The organism is uncultured Sulfitobacter sp., from assembly GCF_964021855.1.
GTDB lineage: Bacteria > Pseudomonadota > Alphaproteobacteria > Rhodobacterales > Rhodobacteraceae > Sulfitobacter.
In genome coordinates this window covers 55,055-70,162 of record NZ_CAXHZD010000008.1, presented here as the reverse complement: position 1 = coordinate 70,162, position 15,108 = coordinate 55,055, and the positions used below count along the sequence as shown (strand labels likewise).

Here is a 15,108-nt window from a genome sequence, read left to right as displayed (position 1 = left end):
CCAATGACCGCCTCTTGGACTGTCTCGATATCACCCATCTATCGGCCCCTCCGGCGGGAACACGGCCCGCACAAATGTTTTGCGCCGCCCTGCCCCAACAAACGCAATCAATTGATTGACCATATCATCGACCTTCAAATCCAGACGCTCCAAAAGACTTTCGTCTTCATCGCCCACTTCCAAAGCGCCAGATCTTGCCAAATTTAGCAGTTGATTAAGATCACTGCCAATCGCGTTCAGCTCACGACGCACATTTGCAAGCGCATCAATCTCGCGCGCATCTACCTCCAAAACACCCAAAGAATGCCGCACCAGCCTGCGTCCACCCTCTGAAAGAGTGATGCCAAGCCGATCAACTTCGCTTTTGAACGCGGCATATTCCTCATCTGTCAGGCGCACCTGGAGCTGCTTTCCGCCGGTTGTGACGCTTTTGCGTCGCGTCCCGGCCCGAACTTTTACGACAGATGTTCGATGACGGCCGACCTGTGCCGCAATCGCACTGTCTCCCATCCCCTCAGAGATAAGTTCTTGAATTACCTCTATTTCCTCATCGGTCATCTTTGGGCGAGTCGGCATCTCAGCGCACCTTGTGTCAGTGTGTGCCAAATGAATAACACATACCAGCGTTCCAGCCAAGTATCATTATATACCGCTTTTCTCACCTTCGCAGAAGGGTTCGCATGAGAAAACGAACAGTGTATAATGATTCCGTGTCTCGCCCTCGTTTTTTGCCGTCAGGTAAAAATTAATCAGAAGGCGCGCGTATGTAGACCGCGAAGCGGGCGAAATTCATTCTCGAGGCGCTTTTTCCTCCAAACGAACGCCTCCGTGCCCAATTCACTAGTCAGTGGCCGCCTCGAGCAAATTGAGCTCTATTTCGGTCCATTTTCCTCGGTCTTTCGCCCACACATCCAAAACGCCCAAAAGTCCGTTGCCCACCAATCCACAACGCCCCTTAGCCCTGTTACCTATTCTCCATTGCGCCATTACGTCACATCTCCATCCCGCCTCACCGCCTTCTATCCACATATCCGGCTAGCCACATCCCCTTCTAGCCGTATCTCCATATCTCCGCTTGCCCAAGCCTTTCAGTATCCACATTGCCACGACGCCTCACCCCCGAGCCACCGGAACTCCAATTCCCCGCAGCATCAACTACCCACGTGTCCACACGTCCCGGAACCCGCTCGCCCAGAAAACCACATCGCCCTATTGACTGATCCCCACACGCCCATTATTCCACATCCCCAATGGGTCCGTGCTCCACTCGGGCCCAAAGACGGGCGGCCACTGCGCCAAAAGCCCGCATAGGCACATGGCAAACGAGGCTCGGCATGCAAATCATCACACTCATTCAAACCAAGGGCGGTTCAGGTAAGACAACTGTCGCCATGTCATTGGCGAGCGCAGCGCTCGCCAAAGGAGAGAAGGTTTGTATGTTCGACGGCGACGTGAACCAGCAGTTGCTCGGCTGGCAAACCGCCTATGAAGAAGCCGATTGGGGCCGGGTCAAAAAAGCTCCTTGGCCTGTAACTCTGACAATCAAGCAACCACCAGCAAGCGTTGAAGATCTCTATGCCGAGGTCGAAGCCCTCGAGGCGGCGGGCACTGATCTGTTGATCATCGACACACGGCCAGGGACATACAAGGACACCGATGATCTAGCCCTTGTGGCAGATATCGTCGTTATTCCCGCCAAGCCTGCACAAGCGGAATGGCGATTGGTGCTGAGTGCGTTCAAATGGATGGAAGATCTGTCCAAAACGATTTCAGAAGAGGATTCTTTTCCTCAAGTACGTTCGGTTTTGGCGAATGTCCCCACAAAGATCATTAACGCCGCCGCAAGGGTAGGGGGCAGCAAACTGCCACAGCATGACAAAGTGGTATTGGATAATCTGCTCAAAACCCCGCATTTTGACACCATGCTCCCCAATAGCCGATTGTTTGAGCATTTCTTGCATCACGGGCCCTTGCCCGTCGCTCAATACGCTCACCGCGCAGCGAAGGGCGGCACGCTAATGGCAAACAACTTTGAAGACCTGACGGTGATCTGCATCAGCCTTTATGACGAAATCAAAGGGAGTGCCGCGTAATGGCCAGACGCCCACCTATGAAAATTGCCCCAAGCCCCTCTGAAACCCCTGAACATGATGCGGTGCGCGAGCGCGAGCGCTCAAGCGAAGCCGTCCAGGCCAAAATGCGGGAAGAACGGACGGGTGGTGCGGTGCCTCCGCCTGGACCGACATCCCTCGAAGACGATACGAACGGCAAAGCCAAGGTGGATAAGCCCGCGTCAGGTCCTAAGACAAAAAAGTCAAAAACCGCCCCAAAAGCCTCCGCGGACCCAAAAAACATGCAAGCACCTGCAAAGGCGCAGACAAACACACCGGAATCGGATGCGCCAGCGCCCCGTGTGGAGCAACGCATAAGTGTCGGTGTCCCTGTCTCTCTGGCAACCTCGAAGGCCTTAGAGAAGGCAGCCATCAAGTTGGGCACGGACACAGATTACATCAAGCGCGCCTTGTTGCCGAAGGCCCGCGCGGCCTTTCTTAAGAGGGCGGGCGCAAACAACCTCAAGGCCACGTCCAAATCCATGAAACTGCTTTTTGAGCAACGCATTGACAATGGTGTGGCGCTAATGCCCGTCAAGCTGGTGGTTGACGACGAGATCGAAGCCAGAGTGCGTGGTTTCATCCCCGACCCGCTTGATGTCATTTCCGTGAACCGTCTTGTGGCGGCCTTTGTCGGCGCGGAGTTCGATATCCTTGTCGCAGCACTTTGATCAGCACTTGAGGTCGGGCAGGGGGGTCACATCTTCGAACTGAAGCGCATCCTGACCCGTCACAAATGCGAACGCGCCACCAGCACTGAGAATTCCAACCATCTTGTCCCAGTCCAGCGCGTCGACGCCCACCTCATTTGCACCGCCATCGGTCATCGTAAAGGAAACCTGCGTGCCGTCCGATGCCAGAATTACAAACCGGCTTGGCGCGGGGTCCTTTGGGAAGACCACACGCAGGCTTGCATTTGTAACATTGCTTCCGAAGACGCGATCAGGATCACAAGTCAACGTAACCGTGCCTTCGCCCTGACGAAGCGTGAAGGTCTCAAGGCCACGCGCAATGGCGTTTTCCCATTCTGTTTGCGCAATCGCCGGGGGTGCAGCGAAAAGAACCAAGAGGGCAGGATAGATATGTTTCATAACGCTATATATCTTTCGTTGCTCTCCCCTTTGCCAGCTTCGGGATCGCAGTTCAAGATAAATGCGCCGGAGCGGGCATGGCCGCGCGACTTCTGCGCGACCAGCGCAACAAAGAGCCTGCTTTGATCCCCAGGGTTAGGGCAGCCCCCACTACCTCTAACCCGCACGCACCAAATTTGCCGCCGTTGAGATGGCCGCAAGATCATCAAAGGTATCCCCCACCCCGTTTTGGGGCGGGGCAGGGGCGTTAAGCGGCTTTTCCCAAAGGTATTTCTGCGAGCGTCAGAATATAATCGACGGCTTTTTGCGCCTCTGAGGCTGCCCGAAAGATCGCACGGCTGTCCTCTTTCAAAGCTGCCTGCCAGCCTTCGACGTATGCGGCACTTTGCCCAAAATCAGGTTCCACGCCAATATGAGCGCCAAGCATGCAGGTACCGATCTCTGCAACCAATTCCTCAAAAGCATAGGCCTTGCGGTCTGCAAAGCGGCGCAATCGGTCCAGACGTTTGATTGCCCCTGTCCAATGCACAAGCTCGTGCCCCTGAACGCCGTAATAACGCGCCGCTTCATGAAATGTCTCGATCGGCGGCATGTGGATCCTGTCCCGCGCGATATCATAATAGGCGCGAGGCTCCGTACTTGTCTCCATTTTTGCGCCAGTGGCGGCAAAGAAGGCGTCAAGACCGGCATCGGCCTTTGTGCCCAGATCGCGTGGCGGTTCGGGCTTCACGTAGAATGCCTTGTCGAGCCCCTCGATCTGGTCTGCGTTGAAGACGCGGTAAGCACGACAATAGCCGATCTTTTTGGCATCTGTCGCAGCAGACATCGGATCATTGAGGCTGCTGCTCTCTTTTTCGCCGTCAAAAGTGCCGTATTTGACAACGGTTGCCGATTTTTGGCCCTTGGTGACTTGCCCGCCCAAATCTTGCGCCTGTCGGTAGGTCAACCAACGGTTTGACACATAGCCGTGCTCGGCTGCCACAGCCCAGAGCATCACAACATTGATGCCGCGGTACGCCTCGCCATTCCACCGCAGCGGCATTGCCGCACCAATGCTACCGCCCGTCCAGGGCCTGCGCCACGGCGGCGTGCCCCCTGCGATTTGAGTGATAATTTGATCTGTAACGTGATCGTAAACGTCGAATTTCGACTTAGCCATTTTGGCCTCCTAAAAAACATGGAGTTGGTTTTGAACAAAGCCCGCGAGGGCGCCTGTTTCAAAACCTGCTCCCGGCGAGGGTGGGGGGTGCAAACGCAATGCAAATCGATGGGGGTGGTGCGGCCCGCAGGCGTCAGCCGAGGACACGGCCCCGTCTATTTGCATTGCGGGCGCGGGGGGCGAAGCCCCCAAGGCCTTGAAAGCTGAAAGGCCTTTACGAAGGCAGGTTGGTGCGACCAGAGCCGACCAGATCACCGAAAAAGCAACTCACTGGGGCCGATGGATATAGCATCGCCATATCCGCGAGACATTTCTCGACCTCGGAGCGGTTCATGTCGTCGAACTCGTGCAGGGTGAGGATTTCCCCACCCGCTACCGCCATCGTTTTGACGATAAGGTCGTAAAACTCTGGCTGCTCGCGGCCCTGAACCAAACGCGCGCCGTCATCGCAGTAGATCATGCCAAAGGCCTGCACTTCCAAACCTGTGGCTTCGTCAACTTCCAGCAGCGATGTGCTTGTCTCGCAGACTTCGCAGAATTTCTCGTCATAGATGGAATGAAGGACCCACTCACCTGTGTCTGCGTCCCAAGATGCGTAAGCATCTGCACGGACATTTTCTGAGCCACAGGTCGCGCAAATGACATGGGTTCGGCTGACAGCGCTGTTCTGTGTTGCTGTTTCAATCGATGTGACGCTAAAGCCGGTGCACGCGACGCCTGAGGTGCTGTCTGCATCGGTCAACCGGCCGATATCGTCTTCGATCATGGATCGTTGATCGGCTGGGCCAGATGGTGCAGAAAACTCAAAGGTAAGTGCAACGTGGGCAATGATATTCGTTTTCACGACCGCACCTCCTGCACCAAGGCTGCAGTGGACGCCTCAAAGGACGCAGGGCCAGGCCAAGTGACCACTGCGCAATAAAAACGCCCATCAATCTCAAAGAATGCCTCATAGAGGTCACCCATTGTGCATTCCATCATCACAAACCCGATAGAGGTCTGATGAAGGGGCGGCAGGCATTCCAAAAAATACCAGTAAATCTCCTCGGTCGTTTCAAACCACTGGCCAGCTTTAAAGCCAATTTGTGCGTGGGCGGAGCTTGCCTGGTAGCGGTTTATCAGGGCAAAGGTTGCGTCGTAATCGCACCGCCCGTCCGCAATCCGGTCAAGCTCGGGTGGGTGAGTAGCCGTGCGTGATCCATCAAGCGCGGCGATCAGGTCGTCATCATCTTCGAAATACATCTGCTGGGACTCCTTTGGACAGATTAAAAATCAACCCAAAAAGAAGCCCTCTTTCACTTTCCCTTCCCGCCGCCCTAACCGATTGCACCCTCCGAGGGCGGTTCCCAACCCAACCACGCATGCGCCTGAGCCCTGCCGAGAGGCGGGGTGAATGTCCGGAAGGACAAAAACCAATCGGATGGGACGGCGCATGGCGTCGACTGATCCATCCGTCTACTTCCATGCGAGCGGCCATGGCACATGGACGTTCACCACTGGGTGATTGCGCAGCATTTCTTGGTACAAGAAAAGGAGCGGCATTTCTGCCGCTCCAGAACCGGTAGGTTCTTAGTCTTCGGTGACACCTTCCTCTTTGCCTTTTGGCTTGGGAATGAAGGCGACCAGTTCGGTAACGCCGACGGGGTAGTCGAGCTTGATAGAGAGGAAGGTTTCACCACCGTTGGTCTTGGTGTTTTCGAAGACTGCACCAACGCGGCGGTAGCTGGTCTGTTCTTTGCCGTCTTTTGTGAAAGTGACGGGAACTGTGAGGATGTAGTTAATCATTTCTGATCTCCTTGTTTCGATGTGGGTTAACAAGCTGATCGGTTAAGGCGGGGTCGCAAGTTGAAATGCGGAGGGTCCGCACCGAAGGGGTGGAAGCCGTATTTCTGCTTGCCGAAGCGCAGCGCAGGGAACGACCCCGCCGAGATCAGCAACCCATTCATCTCAAAAGAAACAAGGCAGATCAGAACTGTCGCGGCAACACCGCAATCTTGTCACTGGTTCTCTCAATGGACCAAAGATTATAGCTGCCTGCGCAAGATGCTGTCTTCGATATGCCCGTGGCCTTGGTGAAATACAGATCTGCGTGTGAGATTCCCCATCGGTGCCATGACCCTGTCGCCGCGCCAAAGCCGGGCAGGGGGGTGTGCCAAACGAAGCCCTTCGTGCTCTGCGCGGCGGAGATGTAGCTCCCTGATAAGAAAGGTTGCTCAAGAGGCTCAAGCTGACCGACCGTACATGGGCCCGCACAAGGGATCGTCACCCGCAGGGGCGAAGACACATTTGTTGTGGCTTCGGGCGCAGCCTAGAGCCCGTTCAGCTGGTCAAGCTAAGGTGCCATAAACATCGTTGTCATGCAATTTAACGTCATATCCAAGCAATTGACGTGCCAAATTTTGCCAATAGCCAGATCCGGGGTATCCTCATCGTATCTTTTGATCGATGGCCCCACTGCAATTGGATGAAGGGGCGTGCTTTAAGGAAAGAATTTATGTTGAAGAAAATGAGAGACTTAGCCCTGATCATAGTGGCACTCACGTGGGTGCTTCCATCACAGGCGCAGGCATGGAGCAAATTTGGCCATGTCCTGGTTTGTGAAATCGCTTACCGGCAGCTTACAGATGATGCCCGCGATAAATTAAACGCACTGATAGAAAACCAGAGCTTTGAGGACGAGCATGGCGATCAACTTTATCCATCTTTCAATCATGGGTGCCTGCGTGAAGACCAGGTTCGGCAACGCCCGAGCGAGCATTATATCAACTATCCAAGAGATTGGAGTCGCGTCGACAATGCACAATGCCCCGGCGGACGCGACTGCCTTTTGAGTGCAATTGAGCTGGACGCGGAACGGCTGGGTGACACAAGTTTGCCCAATGACGAAAGACTTGCTGCGGCATTGGCTCTCGGCCATTGGATTGGTGATATTCATCAACCAATGCACGTCTCGTTTTCGGATGATCGGGGCGGCAACTCTGTGAACAAACGTGGGCGATGCGGCGCAAGCAATTTGCACGCTGTTTGGGATCGATGCCTCGTGGAAAGACGGGTGATCTTCGTGCGCGAGCCCGCTAACGCGGATGAATATGCAGAATTCACGCCAATGTACCGTGCTGCGGACTGGATGATAGAAGACGCAGATCCTGACGCGATCATGGGTTGGGTTGCTACAGAGCCATGGGAATGGGCAGCAGAGAGCTTTGATCAAATCCGTCAAGCCGAGGTGCACTATTGTATCAAGAAAGAAGATGCCTGTTGGTATTCGGAGACCCTGCGCAGCTATGATGGCGATGAGGATAATCAACGCACCGTCGTGATGGATGAGGCATATCTCGACCGGTTCGGACCCGTGGTTATATCCCGTTTGACACAAGCTGGATATCGTCTCGCCGCAACCATGGAGGCGGCGCTGTCTGACTGAACACTTGATCATCAAGAAATCCGGATAATCATTGGCTCTACAGGCCAAAGCGTGAGTAAAAAAAGGGCCGCCAACCCCTCAAGGCTGGCGACCATTTCTGCAAATCAGGACTTGGATTTCGGCTTGGATGTGCCTGCCGGGTCTGCAATCCGCATAACCGTGATGCCCTTGTCTTCGGCTTTCTGACCGAGATTGAGGGCAACCCCATTGCCGCCGAACAAAACAACGCCCGCAGCGGCGAACTTGTCGTCAAGCATCTCGTCGTTGCATTTGAACGGTGCGGCACGTCCGTGCGCCTTCCAGCGGGGATCAAATTTCGCCTGATGGATACCACGCGCCCGCGCCCAGGATGCTGCAATTAACTCTGCACCCTTGCCGCCTTTATGGCAGAGGAATATCTCCTGATTGCGGTTTTGCTTGATCCGGTCACGAACCCGGTCGAGATAGCGGAAGATCGTATCCACGTCTGTCCAGTCGGTTGCACCCGATACGATCAAAGGTACCCCTTGGATCTTGGAGCTGTCGGCAGTTTCGCGGTCATGCTGTTCAAGGAGCAGTTTTGCTTCAAAGACAGCCCCTGTTTCCCTCGCCCGTGCGCTTGCCCGTGATCCCGATGCAGGGATAAAGGCGTGCCCTGTCTCCTGCTCGTAACATTCGGCAGCTTTTTCGCTCATGACGCCCAAAGCGGCGGTCACATCGCGGATCTGGATGAACTTTTCTTGTGCATCCTCAAGGGCTGTCTCGGATATCTCGGATCCATCATGTGATTTTGCCAAAGCCTTGATCTTGTCGGCAGTTCTGTCGAGTTCGCGGGTCAGGTTGACCTTGCGGCGTTGCAGAATGGTTGCGAGGCCGTGGGCGAGGGGTTCAATTTCCGCTTCCAGACCTGTTCCGCGAAGCTGGCCGAGCATGGCCTCGAAGGTTTCGCGCACAATGGCGTCTTCGAGAACGTCGTCATTCGGAATGGGCAGCTGTGCATCTCTTTCAGTGAGGCCAAAGAGTTCGATTGTCTCGTATGTGGATGCTGTGTCGTAAGCCATGAAGTATCTCCTGAAGCTTGGTTTGGGCCAACCGCATGAGCGCGGGGGCATGTCCAAGTTTTTTGCTCCGAATCTGGTCGGGTCAGGGACGGCGTAGCCGCCAGCTTGGCTGGGCATATAAGTTTTCGAAGCGCGACCTCCCACCACAGAGGAATCTCACCGCCCTGAACAATCGCTGCCACGATCACTGTCGTCGCCGAAAAGTTATGTGATCCTTGACGCGAGCTGATTCGGGAGCGCATCCGGAGGATATGATACCGCTCTCATGTGTGTGTGATTTAGGGTAGGTTTGGCAGGTCTGACGCAGGCAAACGCAGGAAGGGGACGCAGCGGGCGGACGAAGTGACGGGATCGTTTTGCCTCTTCGCAAAACAGACCAAAGCGCAGTCCGCCCGCGCGGCCACCGACCGGAGTGCTCGTGGCCCTGTCAAACCGGGATGCTGGACGCGACATCGCTCTGAGGGCGCATGCCCGAATGTGCGACAGGCGAAAGCCTGTACATTACTTCTTTCCCAGCTCGAGATGATGAGACCGATGGGTTAAGCTCGCTGCGGGCAGGGCCGCTCGGACAAAGGAAAGTATCACACTCGCTAACGCTCGGTCCTGCGTGCGACCACAGTACCTCTTAAAATTCGACGATTGACGTGCGTTTCCACTCAAGCTGTAGAACGTCGCGTATCATTGCCACAATGCGGCTGATTTTATGAATGCTATCAACAGGGCAGTGTCACGCACTGCTTACCCAAACCGGATCAAAAATGACTGCGAAGAGAAGCGTGACCCAGATGAAAGGCAAAGTCCCCACTTAACCGATGAGGAAGACCATGAATTAGGCTTGCCCCAAACGCCCGATTGGACAGACACCATTTCGCTGCAGTTGCGCCAGTGACCATTTTCGTTCAATCCGACAAAAAGGTTCACTGAGTACGGCTTCGTCAAGCGGGTGAACACTTTGTCTGTTAGGAGTCATGGTCCTCTCCGAAGTCACGGGTATTGTGCCTCATGATGGTGTTCGGGGTGACACGCCGTGCGCCGACATAGATGGGCCCTTGTCGGCTGGCATGAAGGCGGTTCGTGTAGGCCAGCCGGTAGCGGCGATGCTACCAGGCTGACTTTCATCTAGCCAAAAATACCCTTGAGAGAATGCCCACGCATGCAGCAGACAAGAAGCGTCACCGCTGGATCAGCTGCGGCGCATCGGCAGACCCAAGGGAAATTTCAGGCAGCCAGGTGATAAGCTGAGGGAACGAGATCAGCGCTGCGATCAATACGATCTCAATGGCAACAATCGGTACCGCACCGCGATAGATATCGGACAGGTTGACACCCTTCGGTGCCGCCATCTTGGCAAAAAACAGGGCATAGCCGAAGGGAGGCGTCAGAAAGGACGTCTGAAGCGCCAGAGCTATCAGGCCAGCGATCCAGATTTGCGCAAAGTAGGCAGAGCCTACGTGATCTGCGAAGTCGAGTTCCGAAAAGATCGGCATCAGTACGGGTACAAAGACCAATAGCACCTCGATCCAGTCAAAAACAAACCCAAGTATGATGATCACACTGAGGAGCATCGCCAACAATTCCCATCGGGAGAGATCGAATGCAGATATCCAATCGAAGATGACATCGGGCCCACCAACCAAGTGGAAACTCAGCGAGAAAACCGATGCGCCTAATACGATAAAGAAGACCATCGACGTCATGGTACTTGTCCGCACTGTGACTGAGTTCAAAGATGAGAAAGACAGACGCTTTCGCATCAGCGCAACCAAGAGTGCGCCAAACACTCCTACGCCAGCAGCCTCTGTAAGCGTTGAAAAGCCCAGAATAATGCTGAGCGGAATGGAGGCGATAACAGCGACCGAAGCGAGCACGAAGAAAAGGTCTGACCCAAGATTGGTCTTTGGCGCGTCCAAGGGGATTTCGACGGTTTTTCGCAAGGTGACGGCAAAGTAAATCGCGAAGGCAGCCACCATCAAAAGAACAGGTACGATGAGAGCGACGTACATCAATTCTATGCGCAAATAGAACACGTTCGAGATGAAGAACAGCATCACCGCTGGTGGGAACACGACACCCAATGCGCCAGAGGCCGCTACAGCAGCACCCGCAGTTCGCGGGGCGTAGCCCGACGCCATCATCGGCCCATAGGCCACCAGCGCCACGGTGATGACGGATGCGCCGATTACCCCGGCGGCTGGAGCGAGCACCAGGCCAATTAGCAAAGTTGCGATGGCGTAGCGACCCGGAACGCCTGTCAGAAGACGCCCCAGCAAGCGAAACATTGTTTCGGCAACCCCGCTCACATTTAGAACTAAACCGAGAAAAATCAGCATTGGAACGCTGGTGAATTGGACGGATTCATTGGTCAGCACACCGCGAGCCCGCAGGTAGATCAGCCCCAGATGCTGAAAATCAGTGATACCAACCCAGACCGCAGCCAAGAACCCTAAGAAGCCTGTCCCTGCCAGGACCAGAGCCACTGGAAAGCCACTGAAAACCCCAAACGCCATCACGACAAGCATGGCAACCGTGAGGACCTCATTCATCATGGTGCAGGCCGCCCGATTGCTCCGGTGCGCCTTGCGCACGTGTCCCAGCAAGAAACGAGATGTTGCGACAGGCTACAATCACCCCTGCAAACGCCAGCAAAATGGGGCCGATGACCCCGGCAATGCGTTGTGCCCACAGCTGGGTTTCCGCGTACTTCGTGGTACGCATCAGACCATCCCACCCGTAGTAGGTCAGGATGGCAGCGAGCGGCAGAAGGACAAAAAGACCGCCTATCAATTCGATCCATGCAATGCGGCGCGCGGACCAGTGTCTGCGAAGAACATCAACGCGGACGTGACCGTCGCGCAGGTAAGTATATCCGAAGGTCAGGAAGATCAGGATGAACAGCAGTGACGTAGACAGGTCCGGCAAGTAGCTTGATACACCAAGTTGTAGCTTGCGATCCAGCATCTGAAGCGCACCGTAAGCGGCAATCGAAACAACTGTCAGCCATGCAGTCACGACGCCGATGCCGCGAATACTCCGGTCAATCCAATCCAAAAATCTCAAGTCGAGCCCCCTCCCAAAGTTCCTTGCCTGTTAGCTGTTATCACCCATGATATTCCCCTTGCGGTGGTCTTGCTCCTGATTTCCCGGTTTGCCATTCGTCGCGCGAAAGCCGTCCCAGAACAGCAGTGCCGCCCCGCAGAAAATCGCCGCGTCAGCGAGGTTGAAGGACGGCCAGTGGTATGTTCCGAAATGGAAATCCAGAAAGTCAGGGACCGCCTGATAACGCAGCCGGTCGATGACATTGCCGAGCGCACCGCCGATGACCAGACCTAGAGCAGCAGCCGTCAGCCTGTCCGGCGCGCGCCATAACCAGATCAGCAGCCATGCCACGATCACGGCAGCAAGCGCGATGAGACCCCACCAGGGAACGATCCCGCCGAGCATGCCGAAGCTGACCCCATCGTTCAGGACACGAACGAGATTGAGAAAGGGCAGTGCCTCGACCCCATGCTCAAGCGCCGGGGTGTTCAGAGCAAGCGCCTTGGTGCTCTGATCGAGACCGAAAGCTGCAATCGCGCAGAGCCCACCCAGAATGCGGCTGTTCATGCCGCCACTTTCAGATCGGAACGCGCATCGCAGATGATCGCCCAAGAAGAATGCAGGAACAATCCGGCGATGCCGAAGGCGACGATCAGGTCGGGCCATGCGCTACCCAGCCAAAACACCAGACCGGCGGCGATAACGACTGCCGCGTTGCCGATGGCGTCGTTGCGCGAAAACAGCCAGACGGCACGCATGTTCGCATCGCCCTTGCGGAATTTCAGCAGGGGCAACACGGAGATGACATTGATGACAAGAGCAATCAGGCCCAGTATCCCCATCAGAGTGGCGTCTGGCGGTGTCGGCTCGAATGCCCGCATGATGGTTGTGCCAAGGACGCCAAGACCGAGCAGGCCGAGAAAGATGCCCTGAATCAAGGCTGATCGCGCTCGCCAGGCAAGGCTCCAACCGATTGCCAGAAGGCCAAGGAAGGTGATCGCGCCATCGCCAATGAAATCGAGCGCGTCGGCCTTCACAGCCTGCGATCCGGAGATGAACCCGCCGACCATCTCAATGACACCATAACCAACGTTCAGGATCACAACGATCCAGAGCGCGTGTCGGTAGGCCGGGTCCTGATGGGCCGCACCTTGCTGAAGGTCCTCATCGCTTTCGATGCGGTCAAACCCATACCCCGTGGTCTCAACGGCTTTTTCGATCTCCGGCAACCGCGCTTCGGGGGCCTCCAGGGTCATGATATGTGTCGCTGCCGACACTTTCACCGCGTCGGGCGCGACCCCGGCAGACTGCGCCGCCCGTTCAATCTGTGCGGCATCCTTGGCGCAATCCATGCCGGAGACGCGGTAACGGAAGGATCGGGCATCTGTTATCGCACTTTCTGCATTGGCCATGATCGCAGTTCTCCTGTTAAAGTGAATCAAAGAACAATATATCAGTGAGTAATGATATGACGCAGATCGTTGCCGACCACAAGACCGCTACCATTGAACAACGCGCAAAGCTGTTCCGTGGCTTCGCCGACCCAAGCCGATTGGCTATTCTCGGCGCTTTGTGCGGGGGGCCGCTGGTTGTTCACGAACTCGTCGAGCGCACGGGATTATCACAACCAAACGTATCCAACCATTTACGGTGCTTGCTGAAGTGCGGGCTTGTCAAAAGTGACCGCAATGGGCGCTTTGTCCGCTACCGTATCAGCAGCGCACGTATCGCAATGCTATTGAGCGATGTGGACGAACTTCTTGATGTCGTCGCAGAGGGCGTTGAGGCTTGTGACAACTATCGCGGTAGATAAACAGCCGTCTTTGGCGCATTGGGCAAATCGGCAGCGACCCTTGGAAATTCTTCGGCCTGACAACCTTAGAAAAACTCTGTCTGATTTTGACACGTTGTTAGCAGTATGTCTAAGAGCATGTATTGATAAGCAGCGCAGCATCGTGCAATTGAGGCTGGGTTTGTTCTCTAATTTATAAATTTGCTTTCTCACTTTTCGGGCCGTTTGACGTCTGAGGTTGCCTTGGTTCTCTTCGACCTCACTGGTTCATGATGGGGTTGGCTGGGCGTGGATCGGCAAGTCCCTTGGCGTTATAGAGATAGCCCATACCCGATCAAATCATCATTTTCATGGATGCCGTCATCTTCTGCGATCCGCTTTAGTTCCGCAATTTTTTGGAAGAAGCAGTACGCCGGGCGACTGGATATAGCCAATGGATCTTACCGCATTTGTACCACCAGATGGCCGTTCGAAAACGACTGCAAACCGAAAAGGGGCGCTTGAAAAATCTCAAGCGCCCCCGTCTAATTTTTAACTGCACTCACGTGGCCAGCCCATCACGGCTCGGTCGTTACGCGACCAAGGCCAACCCACCAGTTGTCGAGCCAACAGTCTCGCCCGCTTCAACAAAGGGAATGATTGAGAATGTATCCCCGCCACGCTGTTCTTCATTCTGGACTGCATTGACCCGCAAATCCCCATCAGGCGTGTTGATCAGAAGCGAGATGTAATCGTTGCCGGTCTTCTCGCTTGTGGCAAGCCAGGCCGACCCGACGCGGATCGCTGTTCCGTTTGGAGAGCTGATTTCAATGCGATAATCTGGGTGCTTTTCAGCTGTCTTGTACTCGTTCTCGATCAACATGAAGTTCAGATCGAACATCATATTGGCCACATAGCCCGCAAATGCGTTATCTGCATCCATCGCAGTCAACTCACCGCTGATCGAGCCAGACTTCATCACACTGTTTGCAACAAATGGAATGATGTCAAAGTCGTTGCTCTTGGCTTTGCGTGCCTCTTCGGTCTGCACTGCATTCACCCGAAACGGACCATTTCCGACGTCAACTTGCAACGAGATGTAGCGGTTACCGGTTTTGTCACTGATCTGGTCCCACGCCGATCCAATCCGAATTGTGCGACGAGTGCGATTGATCGCTGTCACTTCGAAATCAGGAGATTTGGGGGATGTCTTCGCAACCGGGTTGAGCGCAATGGCGATATCGAAGTCCCGCGCATGCAATTTGCCGTTAAACGAGACAGTGTCACGGGCTGTGGTTTGGGTGAGAGTTCCTGCGAACATGGGAAGTATCCTTCATTGATGTGCGCCAGCCGACCTTCGATCTGCCGCACGGTTTCTCTTTCAGGTCCCTCATGGAACCCAAAACTAAAAAAGCTTGCTTTAACTTTCTTGCGCACCGTCAGATGCATCCCCGTATGTGGGCGATGACACGCTGG

16 protein-coding genes are annotated in these 15,108 nt (G+C 55.1%); 4 read left to right on the top strand and 12 right to left on the bottom strand.

Going from position 1 to position 15,108, the window contains the following annotated elements:
• Positions 1–30: 30 nt before the first annotated feature.
• Complete coding sequence (locus AADJ11_RS18405) at positions 31–558, bottom strand: hypothetical protein (protein WP_203243520.1); 528 nt, start codon at positions 556–558, stop codon at positions 31–33.
• 776 nt (positions 559–1,334) lie between these two features.
• Between AADJ11_RS18405 and AADJ11_RS18400 the strand changes: the two genes are divergently transcribed.
• Together AADJ11_RS18400 and AADJ11_RS18395 are read left to right on the top strand one after the other, a co-directional pair.
• The gene (locus AADJ11_RS18400; RefSeq protein WP_341235890.1) at positions 1,335–2,093 is read left to right on the top strand and encodes an AAA family ATPase; all 759 of its coding nucleotides are present in this window, start codon (positions 1,335–1,337) and stop codon (positions 2,091–2,093) included.
• Positions 2,093–2,782, top strand: coding sequence for a hypothetical protein (locus tag AADJ11_RS18395; RefSeq protein ID WP_341235889.1), 690 nt, complete (start codon positions 2,093–2,095; stop codon positions 2,780–2,782). Before AADJ11_RS18400 ends, AADJ11_RS18395 begins: the two co-directional genes overlap by 1 nt.
• On the opposite strand, the gene AADJ11_RS18390 is transcribed toward AADJ11_RS18395, so the two are convergent.
• The 5 genes from AADJ11_RS18390 to AADJ11_RS18370 form a co-directional block, all read right to left on the bottom strand.
• The gene (locus tag AADJ11_RS18390) at positions 2,783–3,202 is read right to left on the bottom strand and encodes a hypothetical protein (RefSeq protein ID WP_341235888.1); all 420 of its coding nucleotides are present in this window, start codon (positions 3,200–3,202) and stop codon (positions 2,783–2,785) included. It lies immediately after the preceding gene.
• A 247-nt stretch (positions 3,203–3,449) separates the two neighbouring features.
• Positions 3,450–4,361 (bottom strand): zincin-like metallopeptidase domain-containing protein, encoded by a 912-nt coding sequence (locus AADJ11_RS18385; protein WP_341235887.1) that lies wholly within the window; start codon positions 4,359–4,361, stop codon positions 3,450–3,452.
• 214 nt (positions 4,362–4,575) lie between these two features.
• Complete coding sequence (locus AADJ11_RS18380) at positions 4,576–5,205, bottom strand: hypothetical protein (RefSeq protein ID WP_341235886.1); 630 nt, start codon at positions 5,203–5,205, stop codon at positions 4,576–4,578.
• Positions 5,202–5,603: a DUF1419 domain-containing protein gene (locus AADJ11_RS18375; protein ID WP_341235885.1), complete on the bottom strand. Its 402-nt coding sequence runs from the start codon at positions 5,601–5,603 to the stop codon at positions 5,202–5,204. Before AADJ11_RS18375 ends, AADJ11_RS18380 begins: the two co-directional genes overlap by 4 nt.
• 327 nt (positions 5,604–5,930) lie before the next feature.
• Positions 5,931–6,146 carry a hypothetical protein gene (locus tag AADJ11_RS18370; RefSeq protein WP_341235884.1) on the bottom strand — a complete coding sequence of 72 codons (216 nt, stop codon included), beginning with the start codon at positions 6,144–6,146 and terminating at the stop codon, positions 5,931–5,933.
• 709 nt (positions 6,147–6,855) lie between these two features.
• On the opposite strand from AADJ11_RS18370, the gene AADJ11_RS18365 reads away from it, so the two are divergent.
• Entirely contained in the window at positions 6,856–7,785 is a 930-nt protein-coding gene (locus AADJ11_RS18365; protein WP_341235883.1) for a S1/P1 nuclease, read from the top strand.
• Positions 7,786–7,889: 104 nt separating this feature from the next.
• On the opposite strand, the gene AADJ11_RS18360 is transcribed toward AADJ11_RS18365, so the two are convergent.
• The 5 genes from AADJ11_RS18360 to AADJ11_RS18340 form a co-directional block, all read right to left on the bottom strand.
• Positions 7,890–8,825 (bottom strand): DUF2493 domain-containing protein, encoded by a 936-nt coding sequence (locus AADJ11_RS18360; RefSeq protein ID WP_341235882.1) that lies wholly within the window; start codon positions 8,823–8,825, stop codon positions 7,890–7,892.
• 1,172 nt (positions 8,826–9,997) lie between these two features.
• A complete protein-coding gene (locus AADJ11_RS18355) occupies positions 9,998–11,371 on the bottom strand; it encodes a TRAP transporter large permease subunit (RefSeq protein WP_238937154.1) in 1,374 nt (457 codons plus the stop codon).
• The gene (locus tag AADJ11_RS18350; RefSeq protein WP_238937155.1) at positions 11,361–11,882 is read right to left on the bottom strand and encodes a TRAP transporter small permease subunit; all 522 of its coding nucleotides are present in this window, start codon (positions 11,880–11,882) and stop codon (positions 11,361–11,363) included. The genes AADJ11_RS18355 and AADJ11_RS18350 overlap by 11 nt, the downstream gene beginning before the upstream one ends.
• Positions 11,883–11,912: 30 nt before the next feature.
• Positions 11,913–12,428, bottom strand: coding sequence for a signal peptidase II (gene lspA / locus AADJ11_RS18345; protein ID WP_341235881.1), 516 nt, complete (start codon positions 12,426–12,428; stop codon positions 11,913–11,915).
• Positions 12,425–13,273: a cation transporter gene (locus tag AADJ11_RS18340; protein WP_341235880.1), complete on the bottom strand. Its 849-nt coding sequence runs from the start codon at positions 13,271–13,273 to the stop codon at positions 12,425–12,427. The genes lspA and AADJ11_RS18340 overlap by 4 nt, the downstream gene beginning before the upstream one ends.
• A gap of 56 nt (positions 13,274–13,329) precedes the next feature.
• Here AADJ11_RS18340 and AADJ11_RS18335 point away from each other — a divergent pair, with 56 nt between their 5' ends.
• Positions 13,330–13,674: a metalloregulator ArsR/SmtB family transcription factor gene (locus AADJ11_RS18335; protein WP_203243532.1), complete on the top strand. Its 345-nt coding sequence runs from the start codon at positions 13,330–13,332 to the stop codon at positions 13,672–13,674.
• Positions 13,675–14,224: 550 nt separating this feature from the next.
• Here the strand turns inward: AADJ11_RS18335 and AADJ11_RS18330 are convergent.
• Entirely contained in the window at positions 14,225–14,953 is a 729-nt protein-coding gene (locus AADJ11_RS18330; protein ID WP_341235879.1) for a DUF736 family protein, read from the bottom strand.
• Positions 14,954–15,108 lie beyond the last annotated feature (155 nt).

Bases quoted from the DNA above. Each gene is read 5' to 3' on its own strand.
- AADJ11_RS18405 (WP_203243520.1), bottom strand. From the start codon at position 558: ATGACCGATGAGGAAATAGAGGTAATTCAAGAACTTATCTCTGAGGGG.
- AADJ11_RS18370 (WP_341235884.1), bottom strand. From the start codon at position 6,146: ATGATTAACTACATCCTCACAGTTCCCGTCACTTTCACAAAAGACGGC.
- AADJ11_RS18340 (WP_341235880.1), bottom strand. From the start codon at position 13,273: ATGGCCAATGCAGAAAGTGCGATAACAGATGCCCGATCCTTCCGTTAC.
- AADJ11_RS18365 (WP_341235883.1), top strand. From the start codon at position 6,856: ATGTTGAAGAAAATGAGAGACTTAGCCCTGATCATAGTGGCACTCACG.
- lspA (WP_341235881.1), bottom strand. From the start codon at position 12,428: ATGAACAGCCGCATTCTGGGTGGGCTCTGCGCGATTGCAGCTTTCGGT.
- AADJ11_RS18385 (WP_341235887.1), bottom strand. From the start codon at position 4,361: ATGGCTAAGTCGAAATTCGACGTTTACGATCACGTTACAGATCAAATT.
- AADJ11_RS18335 (WP_203243532.1), top strand. From the start codon at position 13,330: ATGACGCAGATCGTTGCCGACCACAAGACCGCTACCATTGAACAACGC.
- AADJ11_RS18360 (WP_341235882.1), bottom strand. From the start codon at position 8,825: ATGGCTTACGACACAGCATCCACATACGAGACAATCGAACTCTTTGGC.
- AADJ11_RS18395 (WP_341235889.1), top strand. From the start codon at position 2,093: ATGGCCAGACGCCCACCTATGAAAATTGCCCCAAGCCCCTCTGAAACC.
- AADJ11_RS18400 (WP_341235890.1), top strand. From the start codon at position 1,335: ATGCAAATCATCACACTCATTCAAACCAAGGGCGGTTCAGGTAAGACA.
- AADJ11_RS18355 (WP_238937154.1), bottom strand. From the start codon at position 11,371: ATGATGAATGAGGTCCTCACGGTTGCCATGCTTGTCGTGATGGCGTTT.
- AADJ11_RS18375 (WP_341235885.1), bottom strand. From the start codon at position 5,603: ATGTATTTCGAAGATGATGACGACCTGATCGCCGCGCTTGATGGATCA.
- AADJ11_RS18390 (WP_341235888.1), bottom strand. From the start codon at position 3,202: ATGAAACATATCTATCCTGCCCTCTTGGTTCTTTTCGCTGCACCCCCG.
- AADJ11_RS18330 (WP_341235879.1), bottom strand. From the start codon at position 14,953: ATGTTCGCAGGAACTCTCACCCAAACCACAGCCCGTGACACTGTCTCG.